Below are 15,758 nucleotides of genomic sequence, written 5' to 3'. Positions count from 1 at the left end.
GCCGGCCATCGCCGCCACCTCGGAGAACGTCAGTGATTCGGAGCCAGGATGCCGGTGGCATCCGAAGTCCGGCCGATCCCCGCGATCGTGGCGCGAGGTGCGGCAAACGGAGCGGCGATCGCGGCCGTCAGCCGAGCACGGTGAGACCGCGCGGACGGCGGTTGAGCGCGTCGGCGCCGTCATCGGTCACCACGACGATGTCTTCGATGCGCGCACCCCACCGGCCGGGGAAGTAGACGCCCGGCTCGATGCTGAATGCCATGCCCGGCACGAGTGGCGTGTCGTTTCCTGCGACGACGTAGGGCTCCTCGTGCACCGACAGCCCGATGCCGTGGCCGGTGCGGTGCACGAACGCGTCGCCGAGCCCCGCGGCCACGAGCACGTCGCGCGCCGCCGCGTCGACGGCCGCGGCGGTGACGCCGGGGCGCACCGCGTCGCGGGCCGCCTGCTGGGCGCGCTCGAGCACTGCGATCGTGTCCGCGATGTCGGGAGCGGGATCGCCCATCGCGTAGGTGCGGGTGGAGTCGGAGTAGTAGCCGGGGGTCACCGCGCCGCCGATGTCGATCACCACGATGTCGCCGGCCTCGACGACGCGGTCGGATACCTCGTGGTGGGGGTCGGCGCCGTTCGGCCCCGATCCGACGATGACGAAGTCGGCCGCCTCGTGACCCTCCGCGACGATCGCCGCGGCGATGAGCGCGGCGACGTCCCGCTCGGTGCGGCCGACCTGCAGCAACTCCGCCATGCGCGCGTGCACGCGGTCGATGGCGTCGCCCGCCCGGCGCAGCGCCGCGACCTCGGCGGGGTCCTTGACCATGCGCAGCTCCCGCAGCACCGCGGTCGCAAGAATCGGCATCCGCCCGAACCTGTCGGCGAGCGGGATGACGTGGAGCGCCGGCATGGCGTCGGCCACGGCGATGCGGCCGGAGCCGACGCCGACCGCCGCCGCGACGAGGCGGTACGGATCGTCGCCGTCGGTCCAGTCGCGCACGGGCATCCCGAGCTCGGCGACGGCGGAGGGTCCGAGCGAGGCGAGCTCGAGCCGCGGCACGATGACGACCGCATCCGACCCGTCGGCCGGCACCACGAGCGCGGTCAGCCGCTCGAGCGACGACGCCGTCGCACCCAAGAGGTACTGCAGGTCGGGGCCCGGAGTGATCACGAGGCCATCCAGTCCGGCGGCCTGCGTGGCGCGGGCGGCGCGCGCGAGACGATCGGCATAGACATCGGAGGGGAACCGCGAAATCGTCGGCGTGGTGCTCACGACGACACCCTACGACCGCGGGGTGCCGACCGGCAGCGCTACCGTGGTGAGCATCATGCCCAGCTCCCCCACCGCCCTCGTCCTCAGCGGGTCCGGCCGTTACGCCGACCCGTGGCATCCGTTCGACCGCACGAGCCCGCTGCTGGCCCAGGTGCTGGTGCGGGCCGGATTCGACACGGCGATCGACGGTGACGTGGATGCCGCGATGACCCGGCTCGACGGCGTCGACCTGCTCGTGGTCAATGCCGGCGACCCGTGGGGCGACGATCGTACGGCCACGGCTCCCGCGGCATCCGTCGCGGGGTTCGACCACGCACTCGAGCGCGGGATGGGGCTGCTCGCGGTGCACTGCGCCGTCGCGTCGCTGCGGGACTACCCGTCGTGGGCCCCGGCGATCGGCGGCATGTGGGTGCCGCAGGCGTCGTGGCATCCCGAGATCGGCGACGTGGACATCGCCACCGCACCGCTCCCCGACGGCACGCATGCCCCCGGGTTCACCGTGTTCGACGAACGGTACTGCCGGCTGCAGCAGTTCGGGCAGCGCACGGTCGTGGCGACCCACGAGACCGACGGCGAGCGGATGCCGGCGGCCTGGGTGCGCACCCACGGGCGGGCCCGCGTGGCGGTGGACACCCTCGGCCACGACGAGCGGTCGTATGAGTCGGCAGGACATCGTGACCTCATCGCGGCCCTCGCCCGCTGGGCTGCGGCCGACCCGGCCTGAGCCGGCTCGCGCCCGCCGCGCCGTCGCCACAGCTCCGGAGATCTACCGTTCTGCGGAGCCGAAACGCCGGTGGCATCCGAAGCACCGTCGATCACCGAGGAAGTGGCGACGGGGCCGGGGCGGAGCCAGGCCGGGGCGAGCTGGGCTGGGCTGGGCTGGGCTGGGCTGGGCTGGGCCGGGCTGGGGTGGGCTCGGCTGGGCTGAGCCGGCTCGCGCGCCCCGGCCCCGGCCGTGGAGCGCCGCCGCGCCCCGCCCTCGCCACAGCCCCGGAGATCTACCGTTCTACGGAGCCGAAACGCCGGTGGCATCCGAAGCACCGTCGATCACCGAGGAAGTGGCGACGGGGCCGGGGCGGATGCCGCGCATGGCCGGTGCCATAACTCCGGAGATCTACCGTTCTTCGGAGCCGAAACGCGGGTGGCATCCGAAATACCGTCGATCACCGTAGAAGTGGCGACGGGCCGGGGGCGGGAGCCAGGCTGGGCTGGGCTGAGCCGGCTCGCGCGCCCCGGTCCGGCCGTGGAGCCCCGCCGCGCCGCGCCGTCGCCACAACTCCGGAGATCTACCGTTCTGCGGAGCCGAAACGCCGGTGGCATCCGAAGCACCGTCGATCACCGAAGACGTGGCGACGGGCCGGGGCGGATGCCGCGGCGCCGCGGGAGCCACGGAGCCCGGCGACCCCGCGACCACCCGGCCCCGCGACCCCGGTACCACCCGGCCCCGCGGCCCCGCGACCACCCGACCCCGCGACACGGCGACCACGCGTCCCCGCGACCTACAGGTGCTTGCCGCCGGTGACCGGCAGCACCGCACCCGACGTGTACGACCCTGCCTCGGAGGCGAGGTAGACGTACGCACCCGCCAGCTCGGCGGGCTGACCGGCACGGCCGAGCGGGGTGTCCTGGCCGAACTCGGCGAGATGGTCGGAATCCCAGCCGGTCGCGGGGATGAGCGGGGTCCAGACGGGCCCGGGGGCGACGGCGTTGACGCGGATGCCGCGGGGCCCGAGTTCTTCGGCCAACGCCCGCACGAACGCCACCTGTGCGGCCTTCGTCATGGCGTAGTCGATGAGGCCGGGCGACGGGTTGAAGGCCTGCACCGACGAGGTGACGATGATCGACGCCCCCGGCTGCAGGTGCGGCACGGCGGCGCGGGCGGTCCAGAGCATGCCGTACAGGTTGGTGCGGAAGACGCGGTCGAACCCGTCGGTGGGGAGGTTCTCGATGCCGTCGCGGTCCTTCTGATAGGCCGCGTTGAGCACGACGAGGTCGAGGCCGCCCAGCTGCGACACGGTGTCGGCGACGATGCCGGTGGCGAACTCTTCGTCGCGGATGTCGCCGGGCAGCGCCACCGCGCGGCGTCCGGCGTCCTCGATCAGCGCGACCGTGGCCTCGGCGTCCGCCTGCTCCTCGGGCAGGTGGGCGATGGCGACGTCGGCGCCCTCGCGGGCGAAGGCGATCGCGACGGCGCGGCCGATGCCGGAGTCACCGCCGGTGATGAGCGCGCGGCGCCCCTCGAGCCGGCCGCTGCCGCGGTACGACTGCTCCCCGTGGTCGGGGGTGGGCAGCGTCTCGGTCGTGAGCCCCGGCTGTTGCTGGTGCTGCGCGGGGAACTCGCCGTCGTGGTGCTTGTCTCGGGGATCCTGCGTGGTCATGGTTCTCCTTCCGTGGGCGTCCTTCCACCCTGCGGGAGGCGCGCAAAAGGCGAAAAGGGGTTGACACCCCTCGCCGGATGGCGAAAACAGCCGCCCGGTGAACCGTCGGGCGGGATCAGCCCTCGGGCAGCGGGCAGACGGCGTTTGCGGTGACCGCCTCGGCGTACTGCTCGGCGGTCCACGGCAGTCCCGCGCTCGGCGCGGTCTGGCCTGATGCGGCGGGCGCCTTGGAAGTGATGGCGGCGAGCTCCCACGCGAGGTACGACGCCATGTTCGCGGTCGCGCTGGAGTTGTTCAGCACGACCGCGACCGTCATGCCGGTCTCGGGGTCGGCGAAGCCGGCGGTGAGGTAGCCGGGGACCGAGCCGAACTGGCCGATGAGCGACCCGGCCTGGTACGCGCCGCCGTCGGCGGTGAACCACGCGGGCTGATCGGCGGCGACCGGCAGCGGGGCCGCGAAGCGTTCGTCGCTCGTGCCGGGGAGGGCGCCGGTCGCGAGGGCCTGCAGGTACACACCCAGGTCGTCGATGTCGGACACGACACCCGATGCCGTGAAGCCGGCGCTCGACGAGAGCGAGGTGATGTCGGTGGGCTCGGCGCAGTTGAGCGGACCCTCCGGCGTCGGCGCCGAGTAGTAGCCGGGGAGCATGGGCGCGGCTGCCTCGGCGAGGTCGGTGGTCGGCGCAGGAAGCAGGGTGTGGTCCAGGCCCAGCGGCTCGGTGACGTAGGTCTCGTACATCTCCGCGGCATCCATGCCCGTCGCGCGCTCCAGCGCCAGACCGAGCAGCACGTAACCGGTGTCGGAGTCGGAGTATGCGGTGCCCGGCGCACCGGTGCGTCCGGCGCCCATGCCGTAGGAGGCGAGCTCCTTGGGGCTCCACACCCGCTCGGGCGTCACCCGCAGTCGCGAGCTCACGACACCGCCGAACGAGGCGATCCCGCTCGTCGAGTCGCAGAGCTGGCCGAGCGTGACGTCTTCGTATCCGGGCATGCCCGTGGTCCACTCGGTCAGCGAGTCGTCGTGCGAGACGAGGCCGCGCTCCGCGGCGCCGTCGAGCACGTCGCAGGTCATCGCCCGCGTCACGTTGCCGATGCGGAAGCGCATGTCGGTGCTCACAGCCTCGCCGCCGACCGCGGTCGTGCCGAGCCCGGCCACCCAGGTGCCGCTCCACGGCGCCCAGACGCCCACGATCGCTCCGGTGGCGCCGGTGGCCGCCATCGCGCGCTCGACAGCGGCCTGCAGCTGCTGCTGGGTCTCACCGGGGAGCGCGGAGTCGACCTGCTCGGGCACGTCGGGAACGGCCGTCACCTCGCCTGTCGAGCACGCGGCGAGCGCAAGCGCGATGCCGACAGCGCCGGCGATCACCGATGCGGTGCGCCGTGCGCGGTTGTCCTGCGGCATCTCCACCCCCGAAATCCTCCATCGATTCAAACACACCCGGGAGGCCTGCCCCGCACGCCTCACCTAACCTGGGCTCATGCCGCACACCTTCGATGACGACGCCGTGTCCGGCGTGCTGGGTCACATGAACGACGACCACACCGCCGACAACCTGCTGATCGCGCGCGCGTTCGGCGCGGCCGATGCCACGGATGCCGTGATGACGGGGTTCGACGGCGACGGCGGCGAGTGGATCGCAGTGCGCGGCGACGGGTCGCGCGAGACGGTGCGGGTGCCGTGGCCGGGCGGATCCATCACCGAGCGGCGGGACGTACGGCGCGAGATCGTGGCCCTCTACGACGCCGCCTGCGTCGCGCTCGGCGTCGACGCCCGCCCGCACGACTGACCCGCTCGGGACCGGAGCCACGGCCGCGAAAAGCTTCAGGTTAGCTGAGCCTCATTGCGCTAGCATGACGGCATGCCCGATCTCATCCCCTTCTCCGCCGCCCTGCGCCAGCGCTCCACGAGCGCCCACTCCGGCAGCGAGAGCGCCGGTTTCATGGCCGACCTCATCAAGGGCGACGGCACGCGCGACGACTACATCGCCCTCGTCGTGCAGCACTGGTTCATCTACAAGGCGCTGGAGCAGGCCGCCGAGCGCATGAAGAGCGACCCGGTGGCATCGGTGTTCATCACCGACCGGCTCACGCGCCTGCCGGCCCTCGAATCGGACCTCGAGTTCTTGATCGGCCCCGACTGGCGCGACACCGTCACCCCGCTCCCCACCACCCGCCGCTACGTCGACCGCATCAACGCCGTCGGCGCGACGTGGGCCGGCGGCTTCGTCGCCCACCACTACACCCGCTACCTCGGCGACCTGTCAGGTGGCCTGTTCATCGGCCGGCTCATGTCCCGCCGCTTCGGGTTCGAGACCAACGGCATCGGCTTCTACCTGTTCGGTGACATCGCCGATCCGAAGGCGTTCAAGGACGTCTACCGCGAGCAGCTCGACGCCGCCCCCTGGGACGACGCCGAGAAGGAGCGGGTCATCGACGAGGTGCTGCTGGCGTACCGGTTCAACACCGAGCTGTTCGAAGACCTCGCCCGCGCGAAGTCCGACGTGCGCGTCGCCTGAGCCGCGACCCCGTCACGCGCGCGGCCGCATGAAGCGGCGCACGTCCGGGTCGACGCGGATGTCGCTGGGGCGCAGCGGCCGTGTGAGGTAGAGCCCGTCGAGGCTCGTCAGCCGCGACAGCGCGACATAGGTCTGTCCCGGCGCGAACGCGCCCGAGCCGAGGTCGACGATCGCGCGCTCGTACGTCTTGCCCTGGGACTTGTGGATGGTCACCGCCCACGCGAGCCGCAGCGGGAACTGCGTGAACTCCGCCACGATGTCGCGCGAGAGCGACTTGGATGCCGCGTCGTAGGCGTACCGGAACCTCTCCCACACGGTGGGCTCGACGTCGTGCTCCTCGCCGTCCACGTCGACCCGCACCGTCGACCCGGCGATGCGGGTGACGGTGCCGATGGTGCCGTTGACCCAGCGCGGCGGCTCGCCGAACCCTCCCACGTCGTTGCGCAGGAACATCACCTGCGCGCCCACCTTGAGCTGCAGTTCGCGCTCGGCGGGGAGCGCGGCGTCGCCCCGGCCGAAGTCGCCGCTCACCTCGGCGCGCGCCTTCTGCACGGAGCCCGGCAGCGCGTCGAGGTGCCGCTGGTTGATGCGATTGACGATGTCGTTGCGGGTGGCCAGCGTGATGATGGGAGGCTCGTCGCCGCTGGGCTCCGGCGGGCGCCGGGCACCGGCGGTGTTGAGCACCTCGGCCATGTCGGCGGTCACGACACCGTGGCGCACGGCGTTGAGCAGGATCTTGAACGTCGGGTCGGACTGCCGGTGGATGTCGCGGAGCTCTCGGATGTTGAGCTTCGCGCCGTGGCGCCCGAGGTCGATGAGGCCGCCGTCGGCGCTCTCATCCGACTCCCCCGCCCACACGTGCGCGTCGAAGAACCAGAACGACCGGTAGTGGTCGCGGACGTAGCGCATCTCGTCGCCGCGCGGCGGCACCGGGGCCAGCTGGTACGGGTCGCCGAACATGACGACCTGCGCACCGCCGAAGGGTTCGCTGCGACGACCGCGTGCCTGCCGCAGCGAGCGGTCCATGGCATCCATGAGGTCGGCGTTGACCATCGACACCTCATCGATGACGAGGGTGTCGAGGGCGTTGAGGATGCGACGGGTCTGGTCGGGCTGGTCGAGGTCGCTGCCGGCGATGAGCCCGATCGGCAGGCGGAACAGCGAGTGGATCGTCTGTCCTTCGACGTTGAGCGCCGCCACCCCCGTGGGTGCGCACACGGCGATCTGCTTGTCGGTGTTCCAGGCGAGGTGGCGAAGCAGCGTGGACTTGCCGGTGCCGGCCCTGCCGGTGACGAACACGTGTTCGTTCGTGTCCTCGATGAGACGGAACACCTCTTCCTGTTCGTCGGAGAGGGGCGGCGTGCTCACCGATTCATGCTCGCACACCCGCGGGCGCCCGCGCCGCGCGCGGCGGGATGTGGGCCGTCACCTGGGAAGACGCCCCGAGCCGACGCGCCCGGGAGTTCCTAGACTGAGGGCATGGAGCAGGGGGTGGCCGGCACGGTCGGCGAGCGCACGCGCGCCGACGCGCCCGCCGGCACCCGCCCGCCCGCGCGCGCCGAGCGGCGCCGCCGCACCCGTCAGCGCCTCGCCCTGGACATCACTCTGCTCACCATCGTCGGCGTGCTGCTGATGGGCGCCCTCGCGGCGACCGCGGGCGCGCTGTACGCGCAGTTCTACAGTCCGAGTGCGTTCGTCGGCCGGTATCTCGCGATGCTCGGCGAGGGGCGCGCGGCCGACGCCCTCGACGTCCCGGGCGTCATGGTGAGTTCGGTCGACCTCGAGGATGCGGGGCTGCCCGCGACGGCATCCGACGCGCTGCTGCGCCCCGCCGCGCTGGCCGGACTCACCGAGGTCGCCGTCGTCTCCGAAGAGATGCAGGACGGCGTGGCGAAGGTCACGGTGTCGTACCGGGCGGGCGCGTACCCCGGCACCACGACGTTCCGCGTGGAGCGCAACGGCTGGATCGGTGTGGCGCCGGCCTGGCGCTTCGCGCAGTCGCCGCTGGCCGTGATCGACCTCACGGTGCACGGCTCCATGCAGTTCACGGTCAACGGGTTCGAGCTGGACAAGCGGCAGGTGTCCGCCGCCGGAGCCGAGGCCGACCCTGCAGCCGCCGTGCCGATGCTGGTGTTCTCCCCCGGCGTGTATTCGGTCTCGGTCGACACGGCGATGTCTGCGACCCCCGGGGTCGCAGTGCTGTCGGACTCGCCGCAGGCCGGCATCCCGATCGAATTGCAGGCGCAGCCCACCGAAGAGTTCGTCGGGGTCGTACAGGAGCGTGTCGATCAGTTCCTGGCCGAGTGCGCCACCCAGCAGGTGCTCCAGCCCGCCGGCTGCCCCTTCGGCTACACGGTGCGCAACCGCCTCGATCAGCTGCCGGTGTGGTCGATCGCGCAGAGCCCGGTCGTCACGGTGGAGCCCGACGGCGCCGGCTGGAGGATCCCCGTGACCGAGGCGGTCGCCCATATCGACGTCGACATCAAGTCGCTCTTCGACGGCACGGTGTACCCCGTGTCCGAGGACGTGCCGTTCCGGTTCACCGGCAGCATCACGGTGCTGCCCGACGGCACCGCATCGATCGTGGTCTCGGGCGAGCAGTGACCGCCGCCGGCGGATGAGGGGATGCCGCGGCGTCAGCGCCCGGCGCGCTCGCGCCGCGCGTCGCGCTCAGCCAGCTGCGCGAGCCGCTCGTTGTACTCGTTGAGCTCGGCGTCGCCGGTGCGGTCTGCCTGCCGGTCGCGGCGACGTTGCGTGCGCTCGTCGCTGCGACTCCACTGGATGGCGACGACGAGCGCGAGGATGAGGGTGGGGATCTCGCCCACCGACCAGGCGACGCCACCGCCGACGTACTGGTCCTCCAGCGGTGTCGGGCCCCACGTGCGCCCCATGGCGCCGAACCACTCCGCCACCATGAGGCCGGATTGCATCATGATCGCGATGCCGAAGAACGCGTGCATCGCCATGACCGCGATGAGCGTCACGAGCCGGAACGGATACGGGAAGCGGTAGGGCACCGGGTCGATGCCCACGAGCGACAGCGCGAAGAGGTACCCCGAGATGAGGAAGTGGGCGACCATCCACTCGTGCCCGATGTGGTCGTACAGCGACCAGCGGAACAGGTCGGTGTAGTAGAACACCCACAGCGACCCGATGAACATCGCCGCCGCGAACAGCGGATGCGTCACCACCTTCGAGAACGGGGTGTGCACCGCCCACAGGATCCACTCGCGGCCGCCCCGGGTACCGTCGTCGCGCTTGCGGATCGCGCGCGCGGCGAGCGTCACCGGCGCACCGGCGACCAGGCACAGCGGTATGGCCATCGCCAGCAGCATGTGCCCGACCATGTGCACGCTGAACAGATAGTCCTGGTACACGTTGATGGGCCCCCCGGTGACCCACAGCAGCAGCGCGAGGCCCACGAGCCACAACACCGTGCGGTAGATGGGCCAGGTGTCACCGCGACGGTGCAGGCGGATGACACCGGCGAGGTAGAAGAACGCACCGAAGCCGACCGCGAAGGCCCACAGCAGGTCGATCTCCCAGGCGGTGAACCAGCGCACGAGGGTGAACTCCGGCGGCAGCGGCGCCCCGGTGAGGATCTGCGCGGGCGTCAGCCCCGACAGTGAGGTGTCCACCGGCGGGGGCGTGCGGGCGAGGGCCGCCGCCGCGCCGCTGGCGATGCCCATGAAGGCGAGCTCGATGGAGATGAGCCCCCAGAAGCGGCGGGATGCCGCATCGTCGGCGATGCGCTCGATGAGCCGCACCCGGTACCAGGCGCCGAGCATGCCGAGCGCGAGGAGGGCGGCGATCTTGATCAGCAGCACGATGCCGTAGGGCGAGGTGAGCAGTTCGAGCGTGATGCCCCCGGCGAGCGCCCGGGCGGTGCCCGAGATCGCGACGACGACGAAGGAGACGAGCGCGAGCGACGAGTAGCGGCGCAGCACACCGGTCATCTCGGTGCGGGTGAGCACGGGACGCACGAGCACGAGCAGCACGAGGCCGCCGAGCCACACCGCGGCGGCGACGACGTGGAGCACGAGCGCCATGACGGCGGCACTGTGGTTGGCATCGTCGCCGGAGTGGCCCTGCGTGGCCATCGGCACGAGCGCGGCGATGGCGAGGATCGCGACCATCAGGGTCGGGGTCCACGAGCGCACGGCGAAGATCAGCACCGTCAGCACCGCGCCGGCGATGGTCGTGATCAGCCACGCCCGGCCCAGTTCCTGCTGGATGAGGAAGCGTCCCAGCTGCTGGCCGAACTGAGCGTCGGCACTGGGAGTGGAGCCGAGGGCGTTGAGCACCGTGAAGAACCCGGTGACACCCGCCGACACGGTGAACACGGCCGCGCCGACCGAGGCGGCGTCGAGCGCCACGTCGAAGGCGCGAGAGCCGGCGCGCAGGGCGTACAGGGCCAGCACGAGCGAGCCGACCATCACGGCTGCGGCGAGGTTGACGGTGAGCTTGGCCACCGGCAGCCCCCAGCGCACCACAGGCCCGGGGTCGCCCAGGCGCAGCGGCGCCGCCCCGCCGGCGGCGGCCAGAGCCCACAGCAACGCCACGACCGCGGCGACCACGAGGATCGCCGGACCGGCAAGGCGCAGAGCTCGGGAGTTCACCACACAAGCCTACGGCGGCGCGCTGCACGCAGACGCCGCGCCCGGGCATGCGAAAGGGGGATGCCGGCAGTGGCATCCCCCTTCGTCACGCAGTGGTTACTTGACGGCTGCCTTGAGCTTCGAGCCGGCGGTGACCTTGACGCGCTTGCCCGCGGCGATCTTGATCTCTTCGCCGGTCTGGGGGTTGCGGCCGGTGCGAGCGGAGGTCGCGACCTGCTCGAAGGCGATCCAGCCCGGGATCGAGACCTTGCTGCCCTTGGCGACGGCGTCGGCGACGGTCGAGAAGAGGGCGTCGAGCACGCCGGAGACGGCGGCCTGGCTCTGACCGGTGGCGCTGGCGATGCTCGCGACGAGCTCGGTCTTGGTGATGGACTTGTCAGCCATGGGGTTGTCCTCCAAGGCGGTGAGTGCCGCCTTCTTGTACTTCGGACCGGAGGCGGCTGCCCCCGGGCTGGTCAGTTCGACCGAGCCCGAATATACCCACGATCCGCGGAATCACGCGGATTTGAGCCCGTCCGGGGCCACATTCACCGGCGTGTCGCAGGCTATTGGTGACGGATGTGACTGCTGAGGCGCCTGCCGGTACCCTGCTGCGTCCACGCCGACCGGTCATCACACCCACTGCACGAGCTGGATCACGATGCCGTTGGGGTCGAGTACCTGGAAGTAGCGCTCCCCCCAAGGCTCCGTTTCGATGGGCGTCGCGACCGGCACATCTGCCGCCGACAGCCGGTGCCACTGATCGTCGATGTCGTCGACCACGAGCACCAGCAGCAGACCCTGCCCTGCCGCGCCCGCGTGGGAGGCGGGTTTGAAGGTCGCCAGACCCGTGCGAAGGAAGATGACGTTGAACCCGACGTCTTCTCGCGTCAGCGAGACGAATCCGTCCTGGGACATCTCGACGGCGAAGCCGAGGTTGTCCTGCAAGAAGCGCGCCGAGGCGTCGACGTCTTCCACGTTGAGAGAGATCGCGGAGGCGGTGATGGCCATGCCGGTCCTTTCATCCCGCCGTGCCGTGCGCACGGAAGAGGAGACCATACCCTCGGCGTTCCGCCGGCGCAATGGCCGTCTCAGAGCACGCCGAAGGGCCCGGCACTGCGATCAGTACCGGGCCCTTCGAGAACGATCAGCGACCGAGTGTCACCAGGACGACTTGGTCACGCCGGGCAGCTCGCCCCGGTGCGCCATGTCACGGAAGCGCACACGCGAGATGCCGAACTTCGTGAGGACACCGCGGGGGCGGCCATCGATGACGTCGCGCGAACGCAGACGCACGGGCGACGCGTTGCGGGGGAGCTTCTGCAGGCCGACACGGGCGGCTTCGCGCTGCTCGTCGGTCGAGGTCGGGTCGACCAGGGCCTTCTTCAGCTCGGCGCGCTTCGCGGCGTAGCGGTCGACGACCACCTTGCGCTGCTCGTTGCGCGCGATCTTGCTCTTCTTAGCCATGGATCAACGCTCCTCTCGGAATTCGACGTGCTTGCGGATCACCGGGTCGTACTTCTTCAGCACGATGCGGTCGGGGTTGTTGCGGCGGTTCTTGCGCGTCACGTAGGTGTACCCCGTGCCGGCCGTCGAACGCAGCTTGATGATCGGACGGACGTCCTGAGCCTTCTTGGCCATCAGAGCTTCACACCCTTCGCGATCATGTCCTTCACAACCGACTCGATGCCACGAGCGTCGATCACCTTCATGCCCTTAGCGGACACGTTCAGGGTGATCTTGCGGCCGAGCGAGGGCACGAAGTAGGTCTTCTTCTGCACGTTCGGGTCGAAGCGGCGCTTCGTCCGGCGGTGCGAGTGCGAGATGTTGTGACCGAAGCCGGGAACAGCTCCAGTCACCTGGCACACTGCTGCCATGTGATGTCTCCTTAGTACCGTGGCACCGGACGGTGCCACCCAAGATCCCTTGTCTGCACCCCGTTCACCAGAATCGGCGGCAGGGCGCGAACTGCGTGCTGGAGTGCGCGCAGACGAAGAGTCAGTCTAGCACGGGAAGGCGTGTCTCCTTGCCGGCGGGTGCCTCCTCGGCCCCGGGTCCCGCGCCCCGCCCCCAGCGGAACGCCGAGACGGTCGGGTCGCCGGAGATGAAGAACCGCCACGGGAACGCAGCCGTCCCCGCTTCGCCCGCCACGCCGACTCGCGGGCCGGTCGCCGGCTCCGGCAACGGGTCGACCGGCAGCAGCAGGTGAGCTACGGCACCGTGCCACGGCGCCCCGGTGATGGCGTCGATGCCGTCATGCAGCGGATGCCGCAGCCCGATCGCGTCGCCCAGGCGCCCGGGGCCCCGGGCGAGGTCGCGGTCCACGCGCGCTGCGGGTCGGCGGCGGCGCGCGGCATCGAGCCCTTCGATCACCTCGCCGGCGCGCAGCAGCACACCACCGGCCACCCCGTCGGGTCCGCAGACGACGTTGATGCACGAGTGGATGCCGTGACTCAGGTACACGTACAGGTGGCCGGGTTCGCCCCACATCGTGGCGTTGCGGGAGGTGCGGCCCATCCGCGCGTGCGAGCCGGGGTCGGGCACATCGCCCGTGCCTCGTCCGTGGTAGGCCTCGACCTCGGTCACCCGCACCGCGACCGTCTCGCCCGCAGCCGTCACCCGCAGCACGCCGCCGAGCAGGCGCGGCGCGACGTCGAGCGGTAACGCGGCGAGGTCGTCGCGGGTCGCAGGGCGCAGCGCGCTCATTGCGGGGGAACCTGGCACCACGACACGTCGAAGCCGGTGAGGGGCACCACCAGCTCACCGTCGGCGAGGGCGACGATGTGGGTTTCGAGGGTCTGCGGCAGCGGGACGCCGTACATGTCGTAGGGGTTCGACACGACGTCCGGCGCCACGAGCACGGCCGCGTACCGGCCGCTGGGCGAGACGCACGTCTGCAGCACGGCGTCGGCGCCGCCGGTCTCGAACACCGACCGGCTCGTGCCGTCGGCGGACACGACCTCCACCGACGTGCTCACGGGGGTGAGCCCGTCGAACCGGGCGACGGTCTGCAGCGTGCCGGCGTCGTCCGGCAACGGCAGCACGAGGCTCGGCCGCATGTCGGCCGTCGCGAGCGGCAGCGCGGCCTCGGTGCCGTCGACGAGGTTCACCAGCACCAGCCCGTCGACGCGTTCGACCGCGGCGACCGGTGTCCCCCGCGCGATGCCGTCGATCGCGATCGCGGTGCCGAGTTCGACGGCATCGGCCCCGGTCGACGCCGACAGCAGCAGACGACTGTCGAAGGTGAGCACCAGCAGCGCGTCGGTGTCGGGGACGAAGCGCCAGTCGGCGACGCGCTGCTCATCGCCGGCGATCGCCACGGCGACGGGCTCGGCATCGGGATCGCGCAGCGACGCGGTGTACAGCACGCTTTCGGCACCACCGCCGATGCCGACGTCGTCGGCCGTGTAGACGTACCCGATCAGGTCGCCCCGGTCGGCGCTCTGCAGATTGGTCACGCGCCCGTCGCCGGGGAGCGTGAGCTCGGTGGCACCGGCGCCGTCGAGGTCGGTCACGATGAGGGCGGTCTCGTCGTCTTCATCGAGCACCGACACGACGAGGCGGCTCGAGGTGGCGCGGAAGTCCTCGATGTGCGGATGCTCGTACACGGGCACGGCGCTCTCACCGGTCAGGTCGGTGCGGAAGATGGTGTCACCGGTGTCGGAGCGGCGCAGGATGAACAGCTCCAGCGGCGGCGTCTGCAGGGTCTCGACGACGTCGGCCTCGGGCCCTCCGCCCACAGCCTGCAGCCCCTCGACGCGCACCGTGTACTCGGTGTCGTCGTACAGCGGCAGCGTGAATCGCACCCCCACGCTGCGACCCGATGTGTCCACCGTGAACGGCGTCGCCGGGGTGACGGTGACCTGCTCGGGCTCGACCTCCTGCAGCGCACGGGTCGTGGTGAGGATCAGCCGCGATCCCGATGCCGAGATCGCCGCCTCGGGGTCGAACTGCACCTCGGTGACGCGGGGTCCCTGCAGGCTCGCGATGCCGGCACCGCCGAGGCCGACGACCAGCAGCATGCCGACGACGACGGCGAACGTCGTGGCGAACACGCGACGCCGTCGGGCACCGCGGCGACCGCCGCCCCGACGCGTGCCGCGGCGTGTGACGTCAGTACTCATACGGGTCTTGGGGCTCGTCGATGGGGGTCACTTCGGTGGCGGCGACCACGAGCGATCCGTCGTCGGCCATGCGCACCGCGCCGCTGACGGTGACCCACTGGCCCGTCTCGGGGACGTCGCCCACCTGCACCGGCACGCCGGCCGGCTGGGCGTCGATGACGCAGTGGGTGATGACCAGCCGGGTGAGGTCGAAGCCCTCATCGCCCGGGGTCACGAAGCCGGTGAGGGTGACGGGGTCGCCCTCGAACGCGTCGGGGTTGGTGGCGGTGGCGAACACCGCCGCCCACTCCCCCACGCCGAAGCTCTCGGTCTCGCCGGTGGTGGCAAGCGCGACGGCATCGGCCCCCTGGAACAGCGGCGGCGTGCCCGAGTCGCGCGACATCGCCAGCTCCGCCGAGAGCGAGGCGGGCGGCAGCACCAGCATCGCGCCCACGACGCCGGTCGCCAGCACCCCGCCGATGACGGTCGCCGCGGTGGCGGTGGAGCGGCTGAATCCGGCGGCGACGACCGCGTCGTGGTCGACGGTGGCGTCGTGCTCGGCACGCACGTCTTGGCGGCGGCGGTCGCCGCGGGTGCGGTGGCGGGTGCCGGCGGCATCCGTCACCGTCATCGAGGCGGCCGCGTGCGCGTCGCCGTGGTCGTGGCCGTGATCGGCTTCGGCACCCAGCGGCAGCGCGAAGCTGGCGATCGCCCCGACGAGCGCGACCACCGCGAACGACGCGGCGAACCAGGCCGTGTCGGGGTTGATGTAGAGCCCGATGCGGCCGGTGAGGCACAGCACGAGGGTCACCGCCGCGACGGCTGAGGTCAGTCCCACGCCCAGCCAGCGGGTCGCGAGCGCCTGACCGCGGGTCAGGTGGTCGGTGTGGGACGCGGGC

General features: G+C 71.5%; 17 protein-coding genes. 4 read left to right on the top strand and 13 right to left on the bottom strand.

Annotated features, from left to right (window positions below; all coding sequences use genetic code 11):
• Window positions 1-127: 127 nt before the first annotated feature.
• On the bottom strand, window positions 128-1,264 hold the full coding sequence (locus tag H9651_RS15030; protein WP_191718671.1) for a M24 family metallopeptidase: 1,137 nt from the start codon (window positions 1,262-1,264) through the stop codon (window positions 128-130).
• Between H9651_RS15030 and H9651_RS07455 the strand changes: the two genes are divergently transcribed.
• Window positions 1,257-1,988 carry a ThuA domain-containing protein gene (locus H9651_RS07455; RefSeq protein WP_318244800.1) on the top strand — a complete coding sequence of 244 codons (732 nt, stop codon included), beginning with the start codon at window positions 1,257-1,259 and terminating at the stop codon, window positions 1,986-1,988. The genes H9651_RS15030 and H9651_RS07455 overlap by 8 nt on opposite strands.
• 775 nt (window positions 1,989-2,763) lie before the next feature.
• On the opposite strand, the gene H9651_RS07450 is transcribed toward H9651_RS07455, so the two are convergent.
• Window positions 2,764-3,642 (bottom strand): SDR family oxidoreductase, encoded by an 879-nt coding sequence (locus tag H9651_RS07450; protein ID WP_191718670.1) that lies wholly within the window; start codon window positions 3,640-3,642, stop codon window positions 2,764-2,766.
• A gap of 115 nt (window positions 3,643-3,757) precedes the next feature.
• A complete protein-coding gene (locus tag H9651_RS07445; RefSeq protein ID WP_191718951.1) occupies window positions 3,758-5,044 on the bottom strand; it encodes a serine hydrolase domain-containing protein in 1,287 nt (428 codons plus the stop codon).
• 76 nt (window positions 5,045-5,120) lie between these two features.
• On the opposite strand from H9651_RS07445, the gene H9651_RS07440 reads away from it, so the two are divergent.
• Together H9651_RS07440 and H9651_RS07435 are read left to right on the top strand one after the other, a co-directional pair.
• On the top strand, window positions 5,121-5,429 hold the full coding sequence (locus H9651_RS07440; RefSeq protein ID WP_191718669.1) for a DUF2470 domain-containing protein: 309 nt from the start codon (window positions 5,121-5,123) through the stop codon (window positions 5,427-5,429).
• 72 nt (window positions 5,430-5,501) lie between these two features.
• A complete protein-coding gene (locus H9651_RS07435) occupies window positions 5,502-6,158 on the top strand; it encodes a biliverdin-producing heme oxygenase (RefSeq protein WP_191718668.1) in 657 nt (218 codons plus the stop codon).
• 12 nt (window positions 6,159-6,170) lie between these two features.
• Here the strand turns inward: H9651_RS07435 and H9651_RS07430 are convergent, their stop codons facing one another.
• Entirely contained in the window at window positions 6,171-7,526 is a 1,356-nt protein-coding gene (locus tag H9651_RS07430) for an ATP-dependent DNA helicase (RefSeq protein ID WP_191718667.1), read from the bottom strand.
• Window positions 7,527-7,637: 111 nt separating this feature from the next.
• Here H9651_RS07430 and H9651_RS07425 point away from each other — a divergent pair, with 111 nt between their 5' ends.
• Window positions 7,638-8,762 (top strand): hypothetical protein, encoded by a 1,125-nt coding sequence (locus tag H9651_RS07425; protein ID WP_225216509.1) that lies wholly within the window; start codon window positions 7,638-7,640, stop codon window positions 8,760-8,762.
• 32 nt (window positions 8,763-8,794) lie between these two features.
• On the opposite strand, the gene H9651_RS07420 is transcribed toward H9651_RS07425, so the two are convergent.
• The 9 genes from H9651_RS07420 to H9651_RS07380 all read right to left on the bottom strand — a co-directional run bounded on the left by H9651_RS07420 (window position 8,795) and on the right by H9651_RS07380 (window position 15,736).
• Window positions 8,795-10,777, bottom strand: a complete 1,983-nt coding sequence (locus H9651_RS07420; protein WP_318244799.1) for a cytochrome c oxidase assembly protein — start codon at window positions 10,775-10,777, stop codon at window positions 8,795-8,797.
• Window positions 10,778-10,873: 96 nt separating this feature from the next.
• Window positions 10,874-11,161, bottom strand: coding sequence for an HU family DNA-binding protein (locus H9651_RS07415; protein ID WP_191718666.1), 288 nt, complete (start codon window positions 11,159-11,161; stop codon window positions 10,874-10,876).
• A gap of 228 nt (window positions 11,162-11,389) precedes the next feature.
• Window positions 11,390-11,767 carry a VOC family protein gene (locus tag H9651_RS07410; RefSeq protein ID WP_191718665.1) on the bottom strand — a complete coding sequence of 126 codons (378 nt, stop codon included), beginning with the start codon at window positions 11,765-11,767 and terminating at the stop codon, window positions 11,390-11,392.
• Window positions 11,768-11,917: 150 nt separating this feature from the next.
• A complete protein-coding gene (rpsN, locus tag H9651_RS07405) occupies window positions 11,918-12,223 on the bottom strand; it encodes a 30S ribosomal protein S14 (protein WP_191718664.1) in 306 nt (101 codons plus the stop codon).
• Between the two features lie 3 nt (window positions 12,224-12,226).
• Window positions 12,227-12,397 carry a 50S ribosomal protein L33 gene (gene rpmG, locus H9651_RS07400; protein WP_005051772.1) on the bottom strand — a complete coding sequence of 57 codons (171 nt, stop codon included), beginning with the start codon at window positions 12,395-12,397 and terminating at the stop codon, window positions 12,227-12,229.
• Complete coding sequence (gene rpmB / locus H9651_RS07395) at window positions 12,397-12,633, bottom strand: 50S ribosomal protein L28 (protein WP_191718663.1); 237 nt, start codon at window positions 12,631-12,633, stop codon at window positions 12,397-12,399. Before rpmB ends, rpmG begins: the two co-directional genes overlap by 1 nt.
• Window positions 12,634-12,754: 121 nt before the next feature.
• A complete protein-coding gene (locus H9651_RS07390) occupies window positions 12,755-13,462 on the bottom strand; it encodes a DNA-3-methyladenine glycosylase (RefSeq protein WP_191718662.1) in 708 nt (235 codons plus the stop codon).
• Window positions 13,459-14,880 (bottom strand): hypothetical protein, encoded by a 1,422-nt coding sequence (locus tag H9651_RS07385; protein WP_191718661.1) that lies wholly within the window; start codon window positions 14,878-14,880, stop codon window positions 13,459-13,461. The genes H9651_RS07390 and H9651_RS07385 overlap by 4 nt, the downstream gene beginning before the upstream one ends.
• A complete protein-coding gene (locus H9651_RS07380) occupies window positions 14,870-15,736 on the bottom strand; it encodes a TIGR03943 family putative permease subunit (RefSeq protein ID WP_191718948.1) in 867 nt (288 codons plus the stop codon). Before H9651_RS07380 ends, H9651_RS07385 begins: the two co-directional genes overlap by 11 nt.
• Window positions 15,737-15,758 lie beyond the last annotated feature (22 nt).

The organism is Microbacterium pullorum (assembly GCF_014836535.1).
Classification (GTDB): domain Bacteria; phylum Actinomycetota; class Actinomycetes; order Actinomycetales; family Microbacteriaceae; genus Microbacterium; species Microbacterium pullorum.
Note: the sequence above shows the minus strand (reverse complement) of the source record. Positions and strands in the feature narration are given on the sequence as shown.

Bases quoted from the DNA above. Each gene is read 5' to 3' on its own strand.
- rpmG (WP_005051772.1), bottom strand. From the start codon at position 12,397: ATGGCCAAGAAGGCTCAGGACGTCCGTCCGATCATCAAGCTGCGTTCG.
- H9651_RS07425 (WP_225216509.1), top strand. From the start codon at position 7,638: ATGGAGCAGGGGGTGGCCGGCACGGTCGGCGAGCGCACGCGCGCCGAC.
- H9651_RS07390 (WP_191718662.1), bottom strand. From the start codon at position 13,462: ATGAGCGCGCTGCGCCCTGCGACCCGCGACGACCTCGCCGCGTTACCG.
- H9651_RS07435 (WP_191718668.1), top strand. From the start codon at position 5,502: ATGCCCGATCTCATCCCCTTCTCCGCCGCCCTGCGCCAGCGCTCCACG.
- rpsN (WP_191718664.1), bottom strand. From the start codon at position 12,223: ATGGCTAAGAAGAGCAAGATCGCGCGCAACGAGCAGCGCAAGGTGGTC.
- rpmB (WP_191718663.1), bottom strand. From the start codon at position 12,633: ATGGCAGCAGTGTGCCAGGTGACTGGAGCTGTTCCCGGCTTCGGTCAC.
- H9651_RS07415 (WP_191718666.1), bottom strand. From the start codon at position 11,161: ATGGCTGACAAGTCCATCACCAAGACCGAGCTCGTCGCGAGCATCGCC.
- H9651_RS07385 (WP_191718661.1), bottom strand. From the start codon at position 14,880: ATGAGTACTGACGTCACACGCCGCGGCACGCGTCGGGGCGGCGGTCGC.
- H9651_RS07450 (WP_191718670.1), bottom strand. From the start codon at position 3,642: ATGACCACGCAGGATCCCCGAGACAAGCACCACGACGGCGAGTTCCCC.
- H9651_RS07410 (WP_191718665.1), bottom strand. From the start codon at position 11,767: ATGGCCATCACCGCCTCCGCGATCTCTCTCAACGTGGAAGACGTCGAC.
- H9651_RS07440 (WP_191718669.1), top strand. From the start codon at position 5,121: ATGCCGCACACCTTCGATGACGACGCCGTGTCCGGCGTGCTGGGTCAC.
- H9651_RS07445 (WP_191718951.1), bottom strand. From the start codon at position 5,044: ATGCCGCAGGACAACCGCGCACGGCGCACCGCATCGGTGATCGCCGGC.